The organism is Macrococcus brunensis (assembly GCF_004359615.1).
In the GTDB taxonomy this organism is placed as follows: Bacteria; Bacillota; Bacilli; order Staphylococcales; family Staphylococcaceae; genus Macrococcus; species Macrococcus brunensis.
In genome coordinates this window covers 148,692-167,318 of sequence record NZ_SCWA01000002.1, presented here as the reverse complement: position 1 = coordinate 167,318, position 18,627 = coordinate 148,692, and the positions used below count along the sequence as shown (strand labels likewise).

The following is an 18,627-nucleotide window of genomic DNA, read 5'->3' as shown; positions in this document are numbered from 1 at the left end:
GAAAGGTGTTTGCCCTTAACGGTTTTCGTGTTACCATTGATATGCGTCATACGAATTCATTCCTTTATTGTCGGTGTGAGAACTACAATATTAACATGAATTCGTCATGGCGTATTTTTTTTATAAATAATTAATGTATCTTCCACCTTAGGTGGCTAACTTGATTGTATAACTAACCAAAATTATTTCTGTAATTATCTCCTCACAGTTTGTGTAACATCTATTTAATATATCTACTATTCATTAATTTAGTAAGCTTTATTCAAATAATAAGAGGGCAAACTGATTCAAACAATTACATCAAGACCTTAGCGAGTGCTGTTCTATCTTTTACTAAAGCTGCTTTTTTATATGATAAGAGATGTCAGATCGGGGGTGATTGAAACATTGTTTATCGTGATACTGGGTTTCAGTGTGACGTTGCTGGTAGTGCATTTCTATGATTATAATCCACGTCTATATATGTATTACTTCTACTGGTTCCCTAATCAGCTGCCGGTGTTCTCTATGGGCATTCTTCTTTACTTAATAGTAGAGTGGTCTGAGTAGCATCTGAAATGCGGCCAAATACCCTTAAGGTATTAATAGTCATGACAATCACCATAATGATGATATAGTCCACTTTTAAATTCACCGGCTACTGGCTTTATTTTAATCATTATCTCTACGGTCTGCTGTTTTCATTTTTTGCTTTTCAGTTATCCCAATATCAGTCCCGTCTTCTGGTGAATAAGTTTCTGGTCTTTTTAGGGGAAATCAGTTTCATCGTCTATCTCATTCACTTTTTCTTCATTGAAATAGCGATGACCGTACTACGTTATCTTCATGTGTATCGAGCAGATAGTATGCTGCAATATCTAGGGGTGCTGCTCACTGTCTCTGTCTTAAGTATAATGACTGCAGCTTGGAGCTACCGCTATATAGAACTACCAGGTATACGCTTCGGCAGAAAGTTGAGCAGCAAATGCTGATGTTCTTCAGGATAATCTAAGAAATAGCGGTGCTATTGATAAGTTGTTTTTGTTAAATAAAAATTACTTCTGTACTTAATATGTTACATTTGACAACACAATCATGTTGCCACACTCTAATTTTCGATCTGTCTATATTTACTAGACAATAGGGCGATAACTATTATATTGAAATATAAAAAAAGGTTGGTTAATAAGGGTTTTTATAAGATATCATTATTATATTAAAGCATTAATTTACTATTTAAAAGTTTTTATTTTTACTACGGGGAAATTAAATTAAAAAAAATTAAAATAATGCTTTTATTTAAATCTTACATGATATAATTCTCTTTGTTAAAGCGTCCAGCATAGAGGCGCTAATTAAAAGGAGAATATAATGAAAACTAATAAAATTTTAGCTACTACATTAATCACAGGTTTAGCCGTTGCTCCGTTCGTAAGTACAAGTGCATTTGCAGCAGATTCTACTGCTAAAGTCACTTTTACAGCTCCGACTGATACAGTGACACCTAAATTACCTACTGCACCCGGTACAAATAATCCGGATGCGCCTACGCAAGGTACCGTGAATACGGTTGGTGGCCCCCTCACACTTGACTTTGTATCAAATATCGAGTTCGGTACACATGCAATCAATCCGGCAACAACTGTATATCAGTCTACAACACTTCAACCTTATATTCAGGTTTCAGACCGCCGTGGTACAGGTGAAGGATGGAATGTCACTGCGCAAGCGAGTGCATTCACTGATGGCAGTGCATCAACATTACCAGGTTCAACAATCACTTTGAACAATGGTGCTGAAGCTTCTACTTCTTCGACACCTGCGCCTCTGCCAAATGCTTCAATCGTCTTACCGACAGCCGGCGCAGCAGCTCCAGTTGTAAATGCAGCGGCAAAGACAGCAGACTTGAAGACAGCGCAAGGTCTTGGTACATGGTTGACAAGCTGGATATCTTCAAACGCGACAAATGAAAAAGTAACCTTGACAGTCCCTGAGGCAGCAGCGACGCCAGGAACTCATACATCAACAATCACTTGGACCTTGAGTGCCTCACCTGCTCAATAGTATAATGACATTAATGGCTCTAGGCTTTCAGCCTGGGGCACTTTTATTATAGAACGAGGTAATTAAATGAAAAAAACAGTCCTATTGTTATTGCTGCTTATGGTTGTGCCGACAGTTGCTTTTGCTGAAACAGGCGAAGTGCCTTTTTCAGTTGAACCTTTGCTTCCAGAAAACCAGTCTGCAGATGTGCGGGGATACTATGACCTGGCCGTCGAAGCGAATCAGAAACAGGATCTTCAGGTCAGGCTTTATAACAGCACGACTAAAAAAATTGAGATTGAAGTATCTGCGAGTTCTGCCGCTACGAATGCTAATGGTTTACTGATTTATGATGGTTCTTTGAAAGAGAAAGGTGTCAAATATCCTTTCAGTAAAATAGCAGATGTGCGGGAAAAACATATCAGTCTTGATTCAGGTGAAACTTATACAACGACTATCCCTATCAAGGTTCCTAAAAAGGGATTTGATGGTGAGATTCTCGGGGGATTACATTTTCTGCAGAAGTCTGATGATGAAGCGACTGACAGTTTGACGATTAAAAATAATTATGCTTATGCTATTGCGGTGCGACTGCACGAGAAGGCGAACCATAAAAAACTCAAGCCTGAGCTTAAGCTTAAATCCGTGACACCCAAGCTGGTTGATGAACGTACAGCAATCGTTGCACAGTTTGTTAATAAGCAGCCGCTGCTTATGGGTAAAATGAAGTTCAAAGAGCAGGTATTCAGAGAAAAAGGTAAGAAGCCTTTATTTGCGCATCAGATTGATAATTTCGCTATTGCGCCTCAAGGCATTTTTGATATTCCGCTGATGTTTGATAATAAACCGCTGAAACCCGGGAAATATATTTATAAAGCTTCTTTTAAAAAAGGAAAAGAAAATTACCAGTTTGAGAAATCATTTATGATCGATGAAGTACAGGCTGAAAAGGTTAATAATGCAGCCATTGAACTTGAACAGGAATCCAACTGGTGGTATTATGCAATCGCTGCTCTGATGTTCATTATTGGTGGATTAATTTACTATGTAATGAGGTTGAAGAGAAAAGTGAAGGAGTAGATGGTGATGAAAGATCAGCTGATTAAATATATGATGGTCCTGTTGATTTTAGTGACACTCTTCCCCTATAGCGGGCAAGCAGTAGCCGCTACTTGTGAGCAGACTGTCTTTAAACTTACATCACCTATGACTCAGGATAAGAAAATCATGGGTTCGGCTCTTGCAGATAAAATGTTGGTTATAAAAGTCAATGAGACTGAATATCCGCTGACTGTTAAAAGCGATGGGACTTATGAACTGTTACTCAGCACGCCTCTTCTTGCTGATGATAAAGTGCAGGTTGAGCAAGGTATGAATAAATTAACTGCAGATGTGGTCACTGAATCTGCTGAAGAGGAAATCGTACTGGACGGTCCTTTTGACTGTACTGGGCTAGTTGACGAACCGACGACAGAGACGGCGATGACAGAAGCGGGTTTAACAGAAGAGCCAACAACAGAGACAGCGACGACAGAAGCGGGTTCAATAGAAGAGCCGACAACAGAGACCGTGACGACAGAAGAATCAACAGAAGAGCCGACGACAGAGACCGCGACGACAGAAGAATCGACAACAGAGACCGTGACGACAGAAGAATCACCAGAAGAGCCGACAACAGAGACTGTGACGACAGAAGCGGGTTCAACAGAAGAGCCGACAACAGAGACCGCGACGACAGAAGAACCAACAGAAGAACCAACAGAAGAGCCGACGACAGAGACCCCGACGACAGAAGAATCAACAGAAGAGCCGACAGTAGAATCAGTGGTTATGCAAGAGGAACCGCTGATGCCACGGACTTTCTCTCTTTCTTTAGCGCCTTCAACCACGGTCAGATCTCTGACCACTTCGTCAACTTGTCCGACTGTAAGTGAATATAATGCTGCCAATAACACGGGTGTTTTCAGTAAAGCGGTGACCGGTAAGATTGTCTGTGTCGCGACAGCTGCTGAGTTCGATTCAGCCGTCAGAGATGCAACTGTCGAAGTGGTTATCCTGAAGAATAATATTGTCAATTCAAATGCCAATAATGTAAACGGCTCAACAGGTATGAAAGTGATCGATGTCAATAACTATTCGCTTGAACTCGGTAACTCAGACAGTTTACGTGTACCAGCGTCATCAGCTGTCAATGAGCTGATTATTCAGAATGCAGCTAACCTGATCAATACAGATGCAGGGATTGACCGCGGATTTGCCAGTTTTGAAGATGGTAAAGTAGGACAGCTTAAATATTCAAATGTGACTTATAACAGTGCGAACCGCAGCAGCAGCCACTTAGGTGCCGGCTATGACAGCACACTGCATTTTTACGGTAGAAACACGGTCACTATTGCAGGACCTGAATTTATGGCGCGCTACAGCAATATCATTGTGCATGACGGTGCTTCCCTTGATATTACGAATCCGAAGAACGGTTTCCTTTTTAAGAATGTCAATGTTTCATCAGTAGCGAATACAGGGCTTAATATCGGCAATAATGCGACAGTCAATATTAAAGCGACTTCAGGTGACGTGCTGCATTTTGACTCAAATCGTCCTTATAAAGTCCGTGTAGGCCAAGGCAGTACGATGAATTTGAGTGGGAACAAAGGGATTTATGTCAATCTTTCGAATGCAGCCGCTTCACAGATGAGTAATATTATTTTTGATGCAGGCTCAACAGTCAATATTAACACTAATGCGAATGCGTTCAAGTTCAACAATGATCCTGTGACTATAGATGTAAACAGTAGCGCAAATGTCACATTGAAGTCTGCTAGCGATGTCATTTATGCGAATGCCAGCAGCAACCCTGTCACTGTCAATATCAAATCGAATGGTAAGCTGGTATTCGAAAAAACAGGGACAAGCAGTTCTGAAGCGATCAATGTCTCAAGACCATTCACTTATAATATCGATAGTGCTGCTAAAGTCGACTTTATCAACCCGACCGGTCAGATATTCACAAAGTCAGACGTGATGACATTCAATATCACCAATATGGCAGTCAGAAGCTGGCTGACAGATGTCAGTAAAACGACACCGGATAAACAGACTGCTATCATTGCAAGCGGTTCATTTAAAATGCAGTCTGCGACGACTGCTATCTCCGGTATGCCTGCGAACTTCAATACAGATTTTGCGCCGACCATGCGTCGTCTGCAGTTCGTGCCCGAGACGGCTGTTCCTAATCCGCAGCAGACGATCTATAATGATGCAAAGACGATAACAGGCACTGCGTCAGCTGGTTCAACGGTGACGATGAAAAACACACGGACGAATGCCACTCAGACAGTGACAGCTGACTCTAGTGGTAACTTTACATTCACTGTGCCAGCCGGTTCACTCCTGAAAGATGATGTCCTGCAGTTCACGGCGACGCAGAACAGCTATACGTCATCTGCTGTCTCCCGTACAGTAACCGGTACAGTTCTTGAACTGGTTCAGCCTGCTGATATCATATTCAAGACAACAACGATCCAAAGTAATCCGGACCTGATTATCCCTAGGCTTTCTCCGGTTGATTTCAATCTGCGTGTCAAGGATACTAAGACAAGCGGCAGCTGGAATGTCACTGTTCAGGCGACAAAGCAGATGACAAGCACGAAGGGCGATGTTCTGGATGATGCGCTCGTCTTTAAGGAAGGTTCATCGATCAGTTCTCTAAAATCTGCTGTCAAAGTCACAGATAAGACGAAAGCAGCTGCGACAGCGACGGCTGGAGAAGTAGAAACAAAATGGACAAGTGAGAATGGCATTCTGCTCAGAACCAATCCGCTTCAGGCAGCTGCTGATACTTATACAGGTACACTGACCTGGACTCTGACTGCCGGTCCGTAAATAAGACACCTGCGGCACTCATGAGAGTAGCGCAGGTGTCTTATTTAGTGCAGGGTGTTATATCCTTCAATGTATACTGATCCAGCACCTGCAGATAAGCGAAAAGCGCCTGACTGAGCACAGGCTGCAGTCCGCATTTACCGATGATCGGACAGGTGTTGGTCTCCGGGTTGAAGCACTCCACGAGATCAAAGTGCTCTTCTGTCTTACGGATGAGCTGACCGATGTTGATATCTTCCGGCCGTCTGTTCAGTTTAATGCCGCCGCCGCGGCCTCTGACAGATAAGATATAGCCTTCTAGTGCCAGGTTATGGACAACCTTTGTCAGGTGGTTCTTTGAAATATTGTAGAACTTTGCAATTTCGTCTATCTGAGTCAGTTCTGACTGCGACGCGAGATACATGAGCACGCGGAGTGAGTAATCTGAGTATAAGGTTAGTTTCATGTTCAGACCTCCTTGCTTTTATTATAGTGCAGAAATGAGTATCAGTGCCATGACAGTTTTTTAACAGATAGAATGTGACAACTTTTTAAACAAAATTATTAGGCATTGTCTATAGAGTATTTTAACGTTAAGATTAAAGATGTATTTAAAATATATCTTTTAGGAGGCGCTATATGTTATCACAGGAAACGAGAGATATCGTCAAAGCAACGGTACCCGTACTGGAACAGCATGGTACTGAAATCACATCCGTATTCTACGCGCATATGTTTGAAGAACACCCGGAACTATTGAATATCTTTAATAAGACCAACCAGAAACTCGGCCGTCAGCAGACCGCGCTCGCACAGACTGTCTTAGCGGCAGCGAAGCATATCGATCATTTAGAAGCGATTATACCGAACGTCAATCAGATTGCACATAAACATAGAGCACTTGAGATCAAGCCGGAGCATTATCCGATTGTCGGCGAGAACTTGATCTACGCCATCAGGAAAGTGTTAGGTGAAGCAGCGACACCTGAGATTATCAATGCCTGGACAGAAGCATATGGTGTCATTGCTGATGTCTTCATCCAGCTGGAGAAAGCACTGTACGACGAAGCAGAGTGGCAGGGCTTCAAGCCGTTTAAAGTTGCACGTGTAAAAGAAGAATCTGCACATGTAAAATCATTTATAGTCGTACCGGTTGATGGTCAAGCACTGAAACCGGTCAAAGCAGGCCAGTATATCACAGTGAAAGTTCATCCGGAAGGTGATCCGAATGATATGCTCCGTCACTACTCCATCTGTCATACCGATATAACTAAAGGAATTGAGTTTGCCGTCAAGCGTGATGTTCACGGTGAGGAAAAAGGTGCCGTATCCAACTATCTGCATGACACGCTCAAAGAAGGCGATGAGATTCTGTTGTCAGCACCGGCAGGAGAGTTCACAGTCAAGGCGACAGACCGTCCGCTCGCTTTCATCAGCGGAGGAGTCGGGATGACACCTTTAATGGCGATGCTGCATGAACAGGCGGTTAAAGGAAAAGATGTCAAATTCATTCATTCTGCATATAATCGTGCGGAAGTACCGTTTAAGGATGAGATCACTGCATTTCATAACCAGGAGAATGTGCAGTTCTACTTCAATTATTCAGAATCTGCAGGCCGTCTGACGAAAGAAAAGCTTGAAGGTATATTAACAGGCGAGGAAGAAATCTACATGTGCGGCAGCGTCAACTTTATGGAAGTGATGCTGAAGACACTCACTGCCATGGGTATTGCACGCGAGCAGATTCATTTTGAGCCTTTCGGACCGAAAATGAGTATCACTATGTAACGCAGGAGCTGATGCTTCTGCTTTTTTATGGACAGAATCAGTGCTATAAGCGCTGAACTCTTGTGCAGCATCAGACATCAATATTCATAGTGAATGTTTATTACATGATATTTCCGGTTATCGTTACCGGTTATAAATAGAGACCACGTGTCTGAAAAAGGTGCGCTAATCATGTCAAATCTTAATCCAGAACAAGCAGTCAATAACTTGAGCCAGGAAGAGAAAGACCAGATTTTAGAAAGCTTCAATCAGTTCACAAGCTATTTAGGCAGCAAAGTCGAAAAAGCTGAGAAACTCGGTTTCAGTGAAGAAACAATTGCGAAAGCTGCTGAAAAAGTAGCGGATCACTTAGCGAAAAACGAAGAACCGAAAAACCGTGAAGAAAAAGTGCTGAACGAATTATGGAACAATGCTGAAGGCGAAGAGAAATCAGCAATCGCTCGTGCTTTAGTCAGAATGGTATCAAAAGAAGCATAATAAAGACAGGCTACCCGTGCAGTCTGTTTATTTTTTAATCATTGAGGAAGCATACTATGTTTTTACACGATAAACATTTACAGTTTGAAGCAAAGCCAGTTAAACCGAATCCGCTGATGGCTAAACGTGTACAGGAACTGATCGGTGGTCAGTACGGCGAGATGAGTGTCGCGATGCAGTACCTGTTCCAGGGCTGGGGCGTCAGAAAAGGTAATGAACATTATAAGGACTTGCTTCTTGATATCGGTACTGAGGAATTAGGCCATATCGAGATGCTGGCAACGATGGTCGGACGTCTGCTAAATGGTACTTCGATTGAACATCAGGAAGCAGCGATGAAAGATCCTGCCACGGCAGCTATTCTCAGCGGCATGAACCCCCAGCATGCGATTGTCTCTGGCATGAACGCCCGTCCGGCTGACAGTGTCGGCAATCCTTGGATGGGTAGCTATATCATTTCAAGCGGTAACTTACTTGCCGACTTCCGCGCTAACTTAAATGCAGAATCACAGGGCCGCACGCAGGCTGTCCGTATCTATGAGATGACAGATGATCCAGGACTGAAAGATATGCTCGCTGTGCTGATCGCCCGTGACTCTTATCACCAGAATTTATGGCTGCAGGCTATCGTAGAACTTGAGGCCGCTGAAGGTAAGATTACTCCAGGTTCGTTTGACCGTAAACTGGAACGTGAAGACATCGCTTTCTCTCTTTATAACCATTCAGCAAGCTCAGAAGAGAGTGCACAAGGTTCTTGGGCTAATGGCGCAACACCAGCAGGCGATGGTCAGTTCAAATATGAATCCAAAGTCTATGTAGAAGGCACAGTGCCTGAACTGGAGAACCCGCATCCATCACTGCACTCAACAAAGCTACAGAAATTATGGAATCCCGGCAGACGTCTGCCGGGATTTTTTGTGTGCCGCTTATCGGGATGTTTGCCAGTGATGAACATCTTGCTCATTTAGTTATTCAGACTCTCAAGGATGGATAACACCCTGAGAGTCTCAATAAAAAATCCGCTTCCCAAATAGGAAAGCGGATTTTCTGCTCTTACTTCACGGAACGTTGTGCAGCAAGTAATGTATTGTTCAGTACCATTGTGATTGTTAATGGACCTACACCACCTGGTACTGGTGTGATGGCACCGGCGACTTCTGAGACTTCGTCATATTTCACGTCGCCTGTCAGCTTACCATCTACGACTGTGTTGCCGACGTCTACGATGACAGCGCCCGGCTTGACATCGTCTTTAGTGACAAGACCTGGCTTACCTACTGCTGAGACGATGACGTCTGAGCGTTTTAATGCTTCTTTCATGTTTGTGCTGCGAGAGTGGAGCAGTGTCACTGTTGCATTTTCATTCGTCAGCAGTTTAGCGACGGGTTGACCGACGATGTGTGAGCGTCCGATAACTGCAACTTCTTTACCTGTTAAATCGATATCCGCATTTTTCAGGATTTCCATGATGCCGAGTGGTGTACATGGAATGAATGTTTCCATTCCCGCATACAGACGGCCGATGTTGATTGGGTTGAAACCGTCGACGTCTTTTTTAGGATCGATGGCTTCTAAGACTTTTGCTTCTGAAATCTGTTTTGGCAGCGGTACTTGTACGAGGATACCGTGTACGGACGGGTCTTCGTTCAGACGCTTGATTTCTGCCAGCACTTCTTCTTCTGTCGCTGTTTCATCCATCTTGACGATTTCTGAAGACATACCGATTTTTTCAGCCGATTTTTTCTTGTTGTTGACATAGCTCTGGCTCGCACCGTCGTTACCGACAAGGATAACCGTTAAATTAGGCGTTGTGCCCTGTGCTTTCAGTTTCTCTACTTCCTTCTGCAGACCTGCACGGTACTCCTGTGCGATTGCTTTACCATCTAAAACTTTTGCTGTCATGCTGACTCCTCCTGTAAATCGAACATTTTTGATTAATTTCAACTTAAGTTTCTCGAAAATACGAACTAAATTCGTACAATTTAGCTAAAATTAATTAAAATGTTCGTTTATTTTCTTGAAATCTCATAGCACTACTGTTATGCTACTACTGTAATCATCTCAATTTATGTAACGGTTTTCAATAGATATGGAGGTAATTTTTGATGAAAGTTGCTGTAGTAATGGGTTCATCATCTGACTGGCCGACGATGAAAGAAGCCGTCACCATCTTAGAATCATTTGATATTCCAGTTGAGGCTTCTGTGGTCTCGGCACACCGCACGCCGCTTCAGATGGTCGACTTCGCTCGTGATGCTAGAAAAAACGGTATTGATGTCATTATCGCAGGTGCTGGTGGGGCTGCTCATTTACCAGGTATGATCGCTTCTATGACGACACTGCCTGTCATTGGAGTTCCGATTGAAACGAAGACGTTAAAAGGAATGGATTCATTGTTATCCATCGTCCAGATGCCTGGCGGAATTCCTGTCGCAACGACGGCAATCGGTTCTGCAGGCGCAAAGAATGCCGGAATCCTCGCCGCACGCATGTTAAGTCTGAAAGAAGAGACTTTAGTACAGAAACTGTACGACTACGAAGCATCACTCGTCAAGAAAGTAGAGGCTATGCAGAATGACTTATACTAAACTGAAACTTGGCTCAACAATCGGTATCATCGGCGGCGGTCAGCTCGGTAAAATGATGGCACAAAGTGCACAGGCACGCGGCTTTAAAGTGGCTGTCCTCGATCCGGATGATACATGTCCTGCACGCTACGTCAGTCACCACTTCATCCACGCACCTTATAACGATGCACAGGCGCTGCTTGAACTCGGTCAGCTGTCAGATGTCATCACATATGAATTTGAGAATATCAGCGGTGAGGAACTAAAGAATATCACGTCGCAGTTCAATGTTCCGCAGGGCGCGGATACAGTGGTGACCCTGCAGAACCGTCTCGCTGAAAAAACAGCCCTTAAAGAAGCAGGCGCAGCTGTTGTTCCGTTCGTCTCTGTGACGAATGAGGCAGAACTGAAAGGAGCAGCTGACATACTCGGCTTCCCGTTTATGCTGAAGACGACGTTCGGCGGTTATGACGGCAAAGGTCAGATTGTGATTGAAAGTGAAGCGGACTTTAAAGAAGCGGATGAACTTTTAGCGATCCGTCCTTGTGTCGCTGAAAAACGTATCAACTTAAAATCAGAAATCTCTATTACAGCTACAGCTGCTCCGGACGGCAAAGTCGTCTTCTTCCCGGTCCAGGAGAATGAACACCGCAATCAGATTCTCTATAAGACGACCGTAACAGGTGAACATCCGCATCAGTCACAGGCGATAGAAGAAGTGAAGAAAATCATGCAGGCGATTTATTTCGTCGGTACTTTCACAGTAGAATTCTTCATCGACCAGGATGACACGCTTTATGTGAATGAAATTGCACCTCGTCCTCATAATTCCGGACATTATTCGATAGAAGCATGTGATTATTCGCAGTTTGATACCCATATACTTGCTGTTGCAGGCTGGCAGCTGCCGGAACAGATCACGTTACTGAAACCAGCCGTCATGTTCAATCTGCTCGGTCAGGATCTGAATACGATGGAAGACATCTTCAGCGACCATGCTGACTGGCACGTCCATGTCTACGGTAAAGAAGTGCGCAAGGAAAACCGCAAGATGGGTCATGTAACGATTCTTGATTTAAATAACGACTATGAAGCGATTTATAAGGAGAGAATGTAGATGTTAGTGTATGAAGGTAAAGCAAAACGCGTTTTTTCAACAGATGATGACCAGGTCTACCGCATCGAGTACAAAGACGAAGTGACTGCAGGTAACGGTGCGAAGAAAGATGCGATGGCAGGTAAAGGTCGTCTGAACAATATGATCACGAGTCGTTTCTTCGAGTTACTGACAGAAGCAGGCTATGAATCACATTTCATCAAACGCTTATCTGAGACAGAACAGCTTGTCAAAAAAGTCGACATCATTCCACTGGAAGTCGTCGTCCGTAACATCGCTGCCGGTTCTATTACGAAGCGTCTCGGTTTTATAAAAGGCGAAGCGTTCAAAGCCCCTTTAATCGAGTTCTACTATAAGAAGGATGAATTGAACGATCCGATTGTCACAGACGACCACGTTAAATTGCTCGGTATCGCAGATGATGCTGATATCGCTGAACTGAAACGTCAGGCGCTCAATATCAACAACAAACTGGTAGACATCATGAATCGTATGAACCTCGATTTAGTTGATTTCAAGATTGAATTCGGTAAAGATAAAGACGGTAACATTTTACTCGCTGATGAAATCTCACCTGACACATGCCGTATCTGGGAAAAAGACACAAAAGAAAACTTTGATAAAGACGTTTACCGTGAAGACACAGGTTCACTGATTGATACTTACACTAACTTTTACAATAAAATGGAGGCTTTATAATCATGAAAAACATCGAACTTTACATCACATTACAGAAACAGGTATTAGACACACAAGGTCAGACATTAACTCGTGCCGTTCATGATTTAGGCTATAACCAGGTCAACGATATCCGTGTCGGGAAAGTCCTTTATATGACAGTTGACGAAGCGACTGATGAAGCAGTTGATAACGTGGTCCGTACACTCAGCGAAAAATTATTCGCGAATACGGTTATTGAAGAATACAGCTACAAAGTCGTGGAGGCGGAATAATGAAGTTTGCGGTCATTGAATTTCCAGGGTCTAACTGTGACCGGGACATGCTGAATGCAGCGCTCATCACAGGGATGGAAGCAGAATACGTGGATTACCGCAAGACATCTCTTGAAGGATATGATGGTGTGCTGATTCCAGGAGGTTTCTCTTTCGGTGATTACTTACGCTGCGGAGCGATGGCACGTGTGGCACCGATTGTCGATGAAGTCAGACGTCTTGCTGCTGAAGGCAGACCGGTTCTCGGTGTGTGTAATGGTTTCCAGATCTTAACAGAGATCGGCTTACTGCCAGGCGCGCTTCTGCATAACGAAAGCCATAAATTCGTCTGCCGTAATGAACACTTAACCATCGTCAACAATGAGACGAAGTTCACGCATTTATATGATCAGGACGAGACAGTGGTCTATCCGATTGCGCACGGCGAAGGTTCATATTACTGCTCACCTGAAACAATGAAGGAACTGCAGGATAACAAACAGATTATTTTATCTTACTCAGAGAACCCGAACGGTTCTTTAGAAGATATTGCCGGCATCGTGAACAAGGAAGGTAACGTCTGCGGAATGATGCCTCACCCGGAACGTGCGATGGATACATTACTCGGTTCTGAAGACGGTAAACGCTTATTCCAAGGTATTCTAGAAAGCTGGGGGAAATAACAGATGAGATTTTTAGAGCCAACAATCGATGATATTAAAAATAACAGATTATACGCAGATATGGGTCTGTCAGATGCAGAATATGATAAAGTCTGTGATATTTTAGGCCGTATGCCGAACTACACAGAGATTGGTATCTTCTCTGTCATGTGGAGTGAGCACTGTTCATATAAGCACTCAAAGCCGTTCTTAAAACAGTTCCCTGTAACAGGTGAACGTGTACTGATGGGTCCTGGTGAAGGTGCCGGTGTTGTTGATATCGGTGACAATCAGGCTGTCGTCTTCAAAGTCGAATCACATAACCATCCAAGTGCGATTGAACCTTACCAGGGTGCAGCGACAGGTGTCGGGGGTATCGTCCGTGACATCGTCTCTATCGGTGCACGTCCTGTTCAGCTGTTAAACAGTTTACGTTTCGGAGAACTGGATTCTAAACAGAACCAGCGTCTTTTCTCTGGTGTTGTCGCTGGTATCGGTGGCTACGGTAACTGTATCGGTATCCCGGCAGTGGCAGGCGAAATCGAGTTTGACTCTCAGTATGATGGCAATCCGCTTGTCAATGCGATGTGTGTCGGTGTGATCGACCATGATAAGATTCAAAAAGGGACAGCAAAAGGTGTGGGCAACCCGGTGATCTATGTCGGCCTTAAAACAGGTCGTGACGGTATCCACGGTGCAACATTTGCATCAGAGGAACTGAACGAGGAATCAGAATCTAAACGTCCTTCTGTACAGATCGGTGACCCATTCGTCGGTAAGAAACTGATGGAAGCAACGCTTGAAGCTATCACTTACCCGGAGCTTGTCGGTATTCAGGATATGGGTGCAGCAGGTCTGACGTCTTCATCATCTGAAATGGCGGCTAAAGGTGAATCAGGTATTCATTTACACCTTGAGAAAGTACCGACGCGTGAAGAAGGTATCTCTCCTTATGAAATGATGTTATCAGAGACACAGGAGCGTATGCTGCTCGTTGTCGAAAAAGGGACAGAACAGAAGTTCCTTGATTTATTCGATCATCACGAATTAGACAGTGCTGTTATCGGTGAAGTAACAGATACAGACCGCTTCGTCTTAAGCTATGAGGATGAAATCTATGCAGATATTCCGGTGCAGCCGTTAAGCGACGAAGCACCTGTCTATGTCCTGGACGGTAAAGCAGCAGAATATGCTGCGGTCGACCATGACTATTCTGCTATTGACGCAAAAGATGTCTTCACACGTCTTTTGAATCATCCGACGATTGCGTCTAAAACATGGGCGTATTCACAGTACGATCAGCAGGTCGGCGCCAACACGATCATCAAGCCTGGATTATCAGCAGGGGTGACACGTGTCGAAGGAACAACGAAAGCGGTCGCTTCGACTATTGACGGTGAAGCGCGCTACGTCTTCAACAACCCTTACGAAGGCGGTAAGATGGTCGTTGCTGAAGCGTATCGTAACTTAATCGCAGTGGGTAGTCTGCCACTTGCGATGACGGACTGCCTGAACTACGGTAACCCTGAGAAACCGGAAATCTATCAGCAGCTTGCAGATTCTACGCGCGGTATGGCTGAAGCTTGTGCAGCACTGAATACACCTGTTGTGTCTGGTAACGTTTCTCTTTATAACGAGACAAAAGGCGAAGCCATCTTCCCGACACCAGTCGTCGGTATGGTCGGCTTAATTGAAGATATCGAATATTTACGTGACTTCACACCGACAGAAGGCGAATCGATCTATTTAGTGGGTGCAACTCATGCTGATTTCAGTGGTTCTCAGATTGAAAAGCTGTTATTTAATGAAGTCGCACACGAGGAAGTCACAATCGATTTAGCGCTGGAAGTTGAACGCGGAGAAGCCATTCGTGAACTGATTACAAGCGGCAAGTTATCTTACGTTCAGGCAGTCGGTAAAGGCGGCGTGGTGATCAAACTCGCTCAGATGGCGGCTTACCTTGAAACAGGTATTGAAGCGAAAATTGAGGTACCTGTCGAACAGTTATTCAGTGAATCTCAAGGTCGTTACCTCTTGATTGCTAAAGAAGATATCGAACTGAAAGACGCTGTTAAAATCGGTACATTCGGTACTGACAGCTTTAAAGTAGAAGCAAGTAACGGTGTAATTGAAGAGGATGTGAACAGCATCATCGCAACTTGGAGAGGAGCAATCGGTCAATGTATGACATCCGCGGTCTAAACGAGGAATGTGGTGTATTCGGTATTTGGAATCACCCGAACGCAGCGGAACTGACTTATATGGCACTGCACAGCCTGCAGCACCGGGGTCAGGAAGGAGCGGGGATTGTCTGCTCAAATGGTGAAAACCTCTTTGGTGCACGCGGTATGGGCTTACTCCCGGACGCGATTAGTCAGGTGCAGCTGGATTCACTGCGAGGCTATCGCAGTGCAATCGGTCATGTACGCTATGCGACGACAGGTGCTTCTGAACTGTCAAATGTCCAGCCATTCTTATTCAAACATTCGAAAGGTGACCTAGGTCTTGCACATAACGGTAACTTGACGAACGCGAGACAGATTCGTCACGCGCTGGAAGAAGAAGGCGCGATTTTTCAGACGTCTTCTGACTCTGAAGTATTAGGCCACCTGTTGTTTAAAGCAAAGTCGCCAAGCTTCAAGTCAAACTTAAAAGCAGCGCTTAATCAGATCAAAGGTGCATTCGCTTATCTTGTTCTGCAGAAGGACAGTTTAACAGCAACACTGGACAGCCACGGCGTGCGTCCGCTGATGCTCGGTAAAGTAGACGGTGCTTACTGCGTTGCGAGTGAATCCTGCGCCCTGATGGCGATCGGTGCGGAATATATCCGTGACGTTGAGCCGGGCGAAATTCTGACATTTAATGATGCCGGAATGGAAGAAGATAACTACGCCCTTGAGACGAAGCATCGCATGTGCTCAATGGAATATGTCTATTTTGCGCGTCCGGACTCAGAGTTCAGACACCACTCCATCTATAACGTACGTAAAGCACTTGGTGAACAGCTGGCGAAGGAGATGAATATCGACGCGGACATCGTGATCGGCGTACCGGATTCATCTCTGCAGGCGGCAAAAGGCTTCTCAAGCTATTCGGGTATCCCGAATGAGCAGGGGCTTTTAAAGAACCGCTACGTCGGACGTACATTCATTACACCGGACCAGAAGATGCGTGAGCGTGCCGTGCGCATGAAGCACGCACCGATTCGCGACGTCGTTGAAGGGAAACGTGTCATCGTCATTGATGATTCAATCGTCCGTGGTACAACGAGTAAATATATCGTCAAGGCGCTTCGTTCAGCAGGCGCTAAAGAAGTGCATATGGGCATCTCATCACCTCCACTGAAACATCCTTGTTATTACGGTATCGATGTATCGACACACGCAGAACTGATTGCGGCTTACCAGACAGTAGAAGAAATCCGTCAGGAGATAGAAGTGGATTCACTGACTTATCTGTCTGTTGAAGGCATGCACGGTGTCTATAAGCAGTTTGAATCTAAAGGCGAATGTGATGCCTGCTTTACAGGCAACTATCCGATTGAAATCGTGGATCATCTGTTACCGGAAGAAAAAGAGAAGAAGACGAAGGGAGTCTAATTATGTCAGAAGCATATAAATCGTCAGGCGTGGATATCCATGCCGGTTACGAATCTGTAGAACGAATGAAAAAACACGTCGCGCGTACGATGCGTCAGGAAGTACTCGGAGGTCTCGGTGGTTTCGGGGCAGCATTCGATCTCTCTCAGCTGGGCATGAAGGCACCGGTCTTAGTTTCAGGGACAGATGGTGTCGGTACGAAACTCCGTCTAGCGATAGATGCAGACCGTCACGATACAATCGGTATTGATGCGGTGGCAATGTGTGTCAACGATATTCTGACAACAGGCGCTCTGCCACTCTACTTCCTAGATTACCTTGCCCTAAACAAAGTAGATCCTGCAATTGTTGAACAGATTGTCAAAGGTGTTGCAGAAGGCTGTGTACAGTCTGAATGTGCACTGATCGGCGGCGAAACAGCAGAGATGGGCGACATGTATCATGCTGGTGATTACGATATCGCCGGCTTCGCAGTCGGAGCAGTTGAAAAAGAGGACTATATCACGGGTGACAAGATTCAGGAGGGCGATGTGATCATCGGTCTGAAATCAAGCGGGATTCATAGTAATGGCTATAGCTTAGTAAGAAAAATTATTCGAGATAATAATATCGACTTAGAAAGTAAAATCGGAGATAAAACCGTTCTTGATACAGTGATTGAACCGACTCGTCTTTATGTCAAAGCAGTCAAAGACATCATCAAGTCGAAGAAAGCACACGGTATGTGCCATATTACAGGTGGCGGCTTTATCGAAAACATCCCGCGTGTACTGCCGGAAGGCTTATCAGCACGTATTGACGTGGCAGAGATTCCGGAGCAGCCGGTCTTCAAATGGCTCGAAGAACAAGGGCAGCTTGACCGCTTGGAGATGTACAATGTCTTCAATATGGGCGTTGGTTTCGTCATCATTACCGCTGAAGCGGATCAGCAGGCAGTTCTTGATTTACTGAAGGCGAGCGGTGAAGAAGGTATTGTGATGGGAACGATTGAAGAAAACTCAGAACCAATCACGATTACAGGTATTTAGTATGAAAAAAGTGGCGATATTTGCGTCAGGCAGTGGCTCAAATTTCGAAAAGATAATGGCTAATATAGAGGCGGGTTACCTGGACAACATCCAGGTGACAGGTCTTTATGTCGACCAGGCGGACGCATACGCCATTGAACGGGCAAAGCGCTACGCAGTGCCCGTTTATCTTTTCGAGCTGAAAACATTTGCCTTAAAAGAACAATATGAACAAGCGATTTTGGCAAGACTGAAGGCGGATAAGGTCGAATGGCTGATACTTGCCGGTTATATGAAACTCATCGGCCCGACCCTGCTTAAGCCTTATGAAGGGCGTATCCTGAATATCCATCCTTCTCTTCTGCCAAGCTTTCCGGGCAAAGATGCCATTGGTCAGGCAGTCCGCTATGGCTGCCGGGTATCCGGTGTGACTGTTCACTATGTCGATGTCGGCATGGATACCGGGACGATTATCGATCAGGTGGCCTGCCCAGTCTATGCAGACGACACAGCTGAGTCTCTGCAGCCGCGCATACAGGCGATAGAATACGAACTTTATTCCAGAGTTATCAAAAATATCATTTAAGGAGTCAGT

Annotated in this window: 18 protein-coding genes; 16 read left to right on the top strand and 2 right to left on the bottom strand. The window is 44.7% G+C overall.

All coding sequences use genetic code 11. The annotated features are described in order from the left end of the window. Positions 1 to 375: 375 nt before the first annotated feature. The 4 genes from ERX27_RS11335 to ERX27_RS01815 all read left to right on the top strand — a co-directional run bounded on the left by ERX27_RS11335 (position 376) and on the right by ERX27_RS01815 (position 5,904). Positions 376 to 549, top strand: coding sequence for a hypothetical protein (locus tag ERX27_RS11335; protein ID WP_165983045.1), 174 nt, complete (start codon positions 376 to 378; stop codon positions 547 to 549). An 801-nt stretch (positions 550 to 1,350) separates the two neighbouring features. Beyond that, positions 1,351 to 2,043, top strand: a complete 693-nt coding sequence (locus ERX27_RS01825; RefSeq protein WP_133431127.1) for a WxL domain-containing protein — start codon at positions 1,351 to 1,353, stop codon at positions 2,041 to 2,043. Between the two features lie 66 nt (positions 2,044 to 2,109). Continuing rightward, positions 2,110 to 3,102: a WxLIP family cell surface protein gene (locus tag ERX27_RS01820; RefSeq protein WP_133431126.1), complete on the top strand. Its 993-nt coding sequence runs from the start codon at positions 2,110 to 2,112 to the stop codon at positions 3,100 to 3,102. Positions 3,103 to 3,108: 6 nt separating this feature from the next. Continuing rightward, on the top strand, positions 3,109 to 5,904 hold the full coding sequence (locus ERX27_RS01815) for an Ig-like domain-containing protein (RefSeq protein ID WP_133431125.1): 2,796 nt from the start codon (positions 3,109 to 3,111) through the stop codon (positions 5,902 to 5,904). Between the two features lie 40 nt (positions 5,905 to 5,944). Here the strand turns inward: ERX27_RS01815 and ERX27_RS01810 are convergent, their stop codons facing one another. Then, entirely contained in the window at positions 5,945 to 6,349 is a 405-nt protein-coding gene (locus ERX27_RS01810) for an RrF2 family transcriptional regulator (protein WP_133431124.1), read from the bottom strand. Between the two features lie 173 nt (positions 6,350 to 6,522). On the opposite strand from ERX27_RS01810, the gene ERX27_RS01805 reads away from it, so the two are divergent. The 3 genes from ERX27_RS01805 to ERX27_RS01795 all read left to right on the top strand — a co-directional run bounded on the left by ERX27_RS01805 (position 6,523) and on the right by ERX27_RS01795 (position 9,116). Beyond that, positions 6,523 to 7,671: a globin domain-containing protein gene (locus ERX27_RS01805; protein ID WP_133431123.1), complete on the top strand. Its 1,149-nt coding sequence runs from the start codon at positions 6,523 to 6,525 to the stop codon at positions 7,669 to 7,671. Positions 7,672 to 7,842: 171 nt separating this feature from the next. Next, on the top strand, positions 7,843 to 8,148 hold the full coding sequence (locus tag ERX27_RS01800; RefSeq protein WP_133431122.1) for a DUF3243 domain-containing protein: 306 nt from the start codon (positions 7,843 to 7,845) through the stop codon (positions 8,146 to 8,148). A gap of 56 nt (positions 8,149 to 8,204) precedes the next feature. Next, positions 8,205 to 9,116 carry a manganese catalase gene (locus ERX27_RS01795; protein WP_133431121.1) on the top strand — a complete coding sequence of 304 codons (912 nt, stop codon included), beginning with the start codon at positions 8,205 to 8,207 and terminating at the stop codon, positions 9,114 to 9,116. 85 nt (positions 9,117 to 9,201) lie between these two features. On the opposite strand, the gene folD is transcribed toward ERX27_RS01795, so the two are convergent. Further along, complete coding sequence (gene folD / locus ERX27_RS01790; RefSeq protein WP_133431120.1) at positions 9,202 to 10,050, bottom strand: bifunctional methylenetetrahydrofolate dehydrogenase/methenyltetrahydrofolate cyclohydrolase FolD; 849 nt, start codon at positions 10,048 to 10,050, stop codon at positions 9,202 to 9,204. Between the two features lie 203 nt (positions 10,051 to 10,253). Between folD and purE the strand changes: the two genes are divergently transcribed. The 9 genes from purE to purN are packed head-to-tail and all read left to right on the top strand — an operon-like array spanning position 10,254 to position 18,618. After that, entirely contained in the window at positions 10,254 to 10,736 is a 483-nt protein-coding gene (gene purE, locus ERX27_RS01785) for a 5-(carboxyamino)imidazole ribonucleotide mutase (protein ID WP_133431119.1), read from the top strand. Continuing rightward, entirely contained in the window at positions 10,723 to 11,832 is a 1,110-nt protein-coding gene (purK, locus tag ERX27_RS01780) for a 5-(carboxyamino)imidazole ribonucleotide synthase (RefSeq protein ID WP_133431118.1), read from the top strand. Before purE ends, purK begins: the two co-directional genes overlap by 14 nt. After that, positions 11,833 to 12,531 (top strand): phosphoribosylaminoimidazolesuccinocarboxamide synthase, encoded by a 699-nt coding sequence (purC, locus tag ERX27_RS01775; protein WP_133431117.1) that lies wholly within the window; start codon positions 11,833 to 11,835, stop codon positions 12,529 to 12,531. 2 nt (positions 12,532 to 12,533) lie between these two features. Beyond that, entirely contained in the window at positions 12,534 to 12,785 is a 252-nt protein-coding gene (gene purS, locus ERX27_RS01770) for a phosphoribosylformylglycinamidine synthase subunit PurS (protein WP_133429445.1), read from the top strand. Beyond that, positions 12,785 to 13,447: a phosphoribosylformylglycinamidine synthase subunit PurQ gene (gene purQ, locus ERX27_RS01765; protein ID WP_133431116.1), complete on the top strand. Its 663-nt coding sequence runs from the start codon at positions 12,785 to 12,787 to the stop codon at positions 13,445 to 13,447. The genes purS and purQ overlap by 1 nt, the downstream gene beginning before the upstream one ends. 3 nt (positions 13,448 to 13,450) lie before the next feature. Beyond that, positions 13,451 to 15,628 (top strand): phosphoribosylformylglycinamidine synthase subunit PurL, encoded by a 2,178-nt coding sequence (gene purL / locus ERX27_RS01760; protein WP_133431115.1) that lies wholly within the window; start codon positions 13,451 to 13,453, stop codon positions 15,626 to 15,628. Further along, positions 15,607 to 17,025: an amidophosphoribosyltransferase gene (purF, locus tag ERX27_RS01755; protein ID WP_133431114.1), complete on the top strand. Its 1,419-nt coding sequence runs from the start codon at positions 15,607 to 15,609 to the stop codon at positions 17,023 to 17,025. The genes purL and purF overlap by 22 nt, the downstream gene beginning before the upstream one ends. 2 nt (positions 17,026 to 17,027) lie before the next feature. Next, complete coding sequence (gene purM / locus ERX27_RS01750) at positions 17,028 to 18,053, top strand: phosphoribosylformylglycinamidine cyclo-ligase (RefSeq protein WP_133431113.1); 1,026 nt, start codon at positions 17,028 to 17,030, stop codon at positions 18,051 to 18,053. Between the two features lies 1 nt (position 18,054). Further along, the gene (purN, locus tag ERX27_RS01745) at positions 18,055 to 18,618 is read left to right on the top strand and encodes a phosphoribosylglycinamide formyltransferase (RefSeq protein WP_133431112.1); all 564 of its coding nucleotides are present in this window, start codon (positions 18,055 to 18,057) and stop codon (positions 18,616 to 18,618) included. Positions 18,619 to 18,627 lie beyond the last annotated feature (9 nt).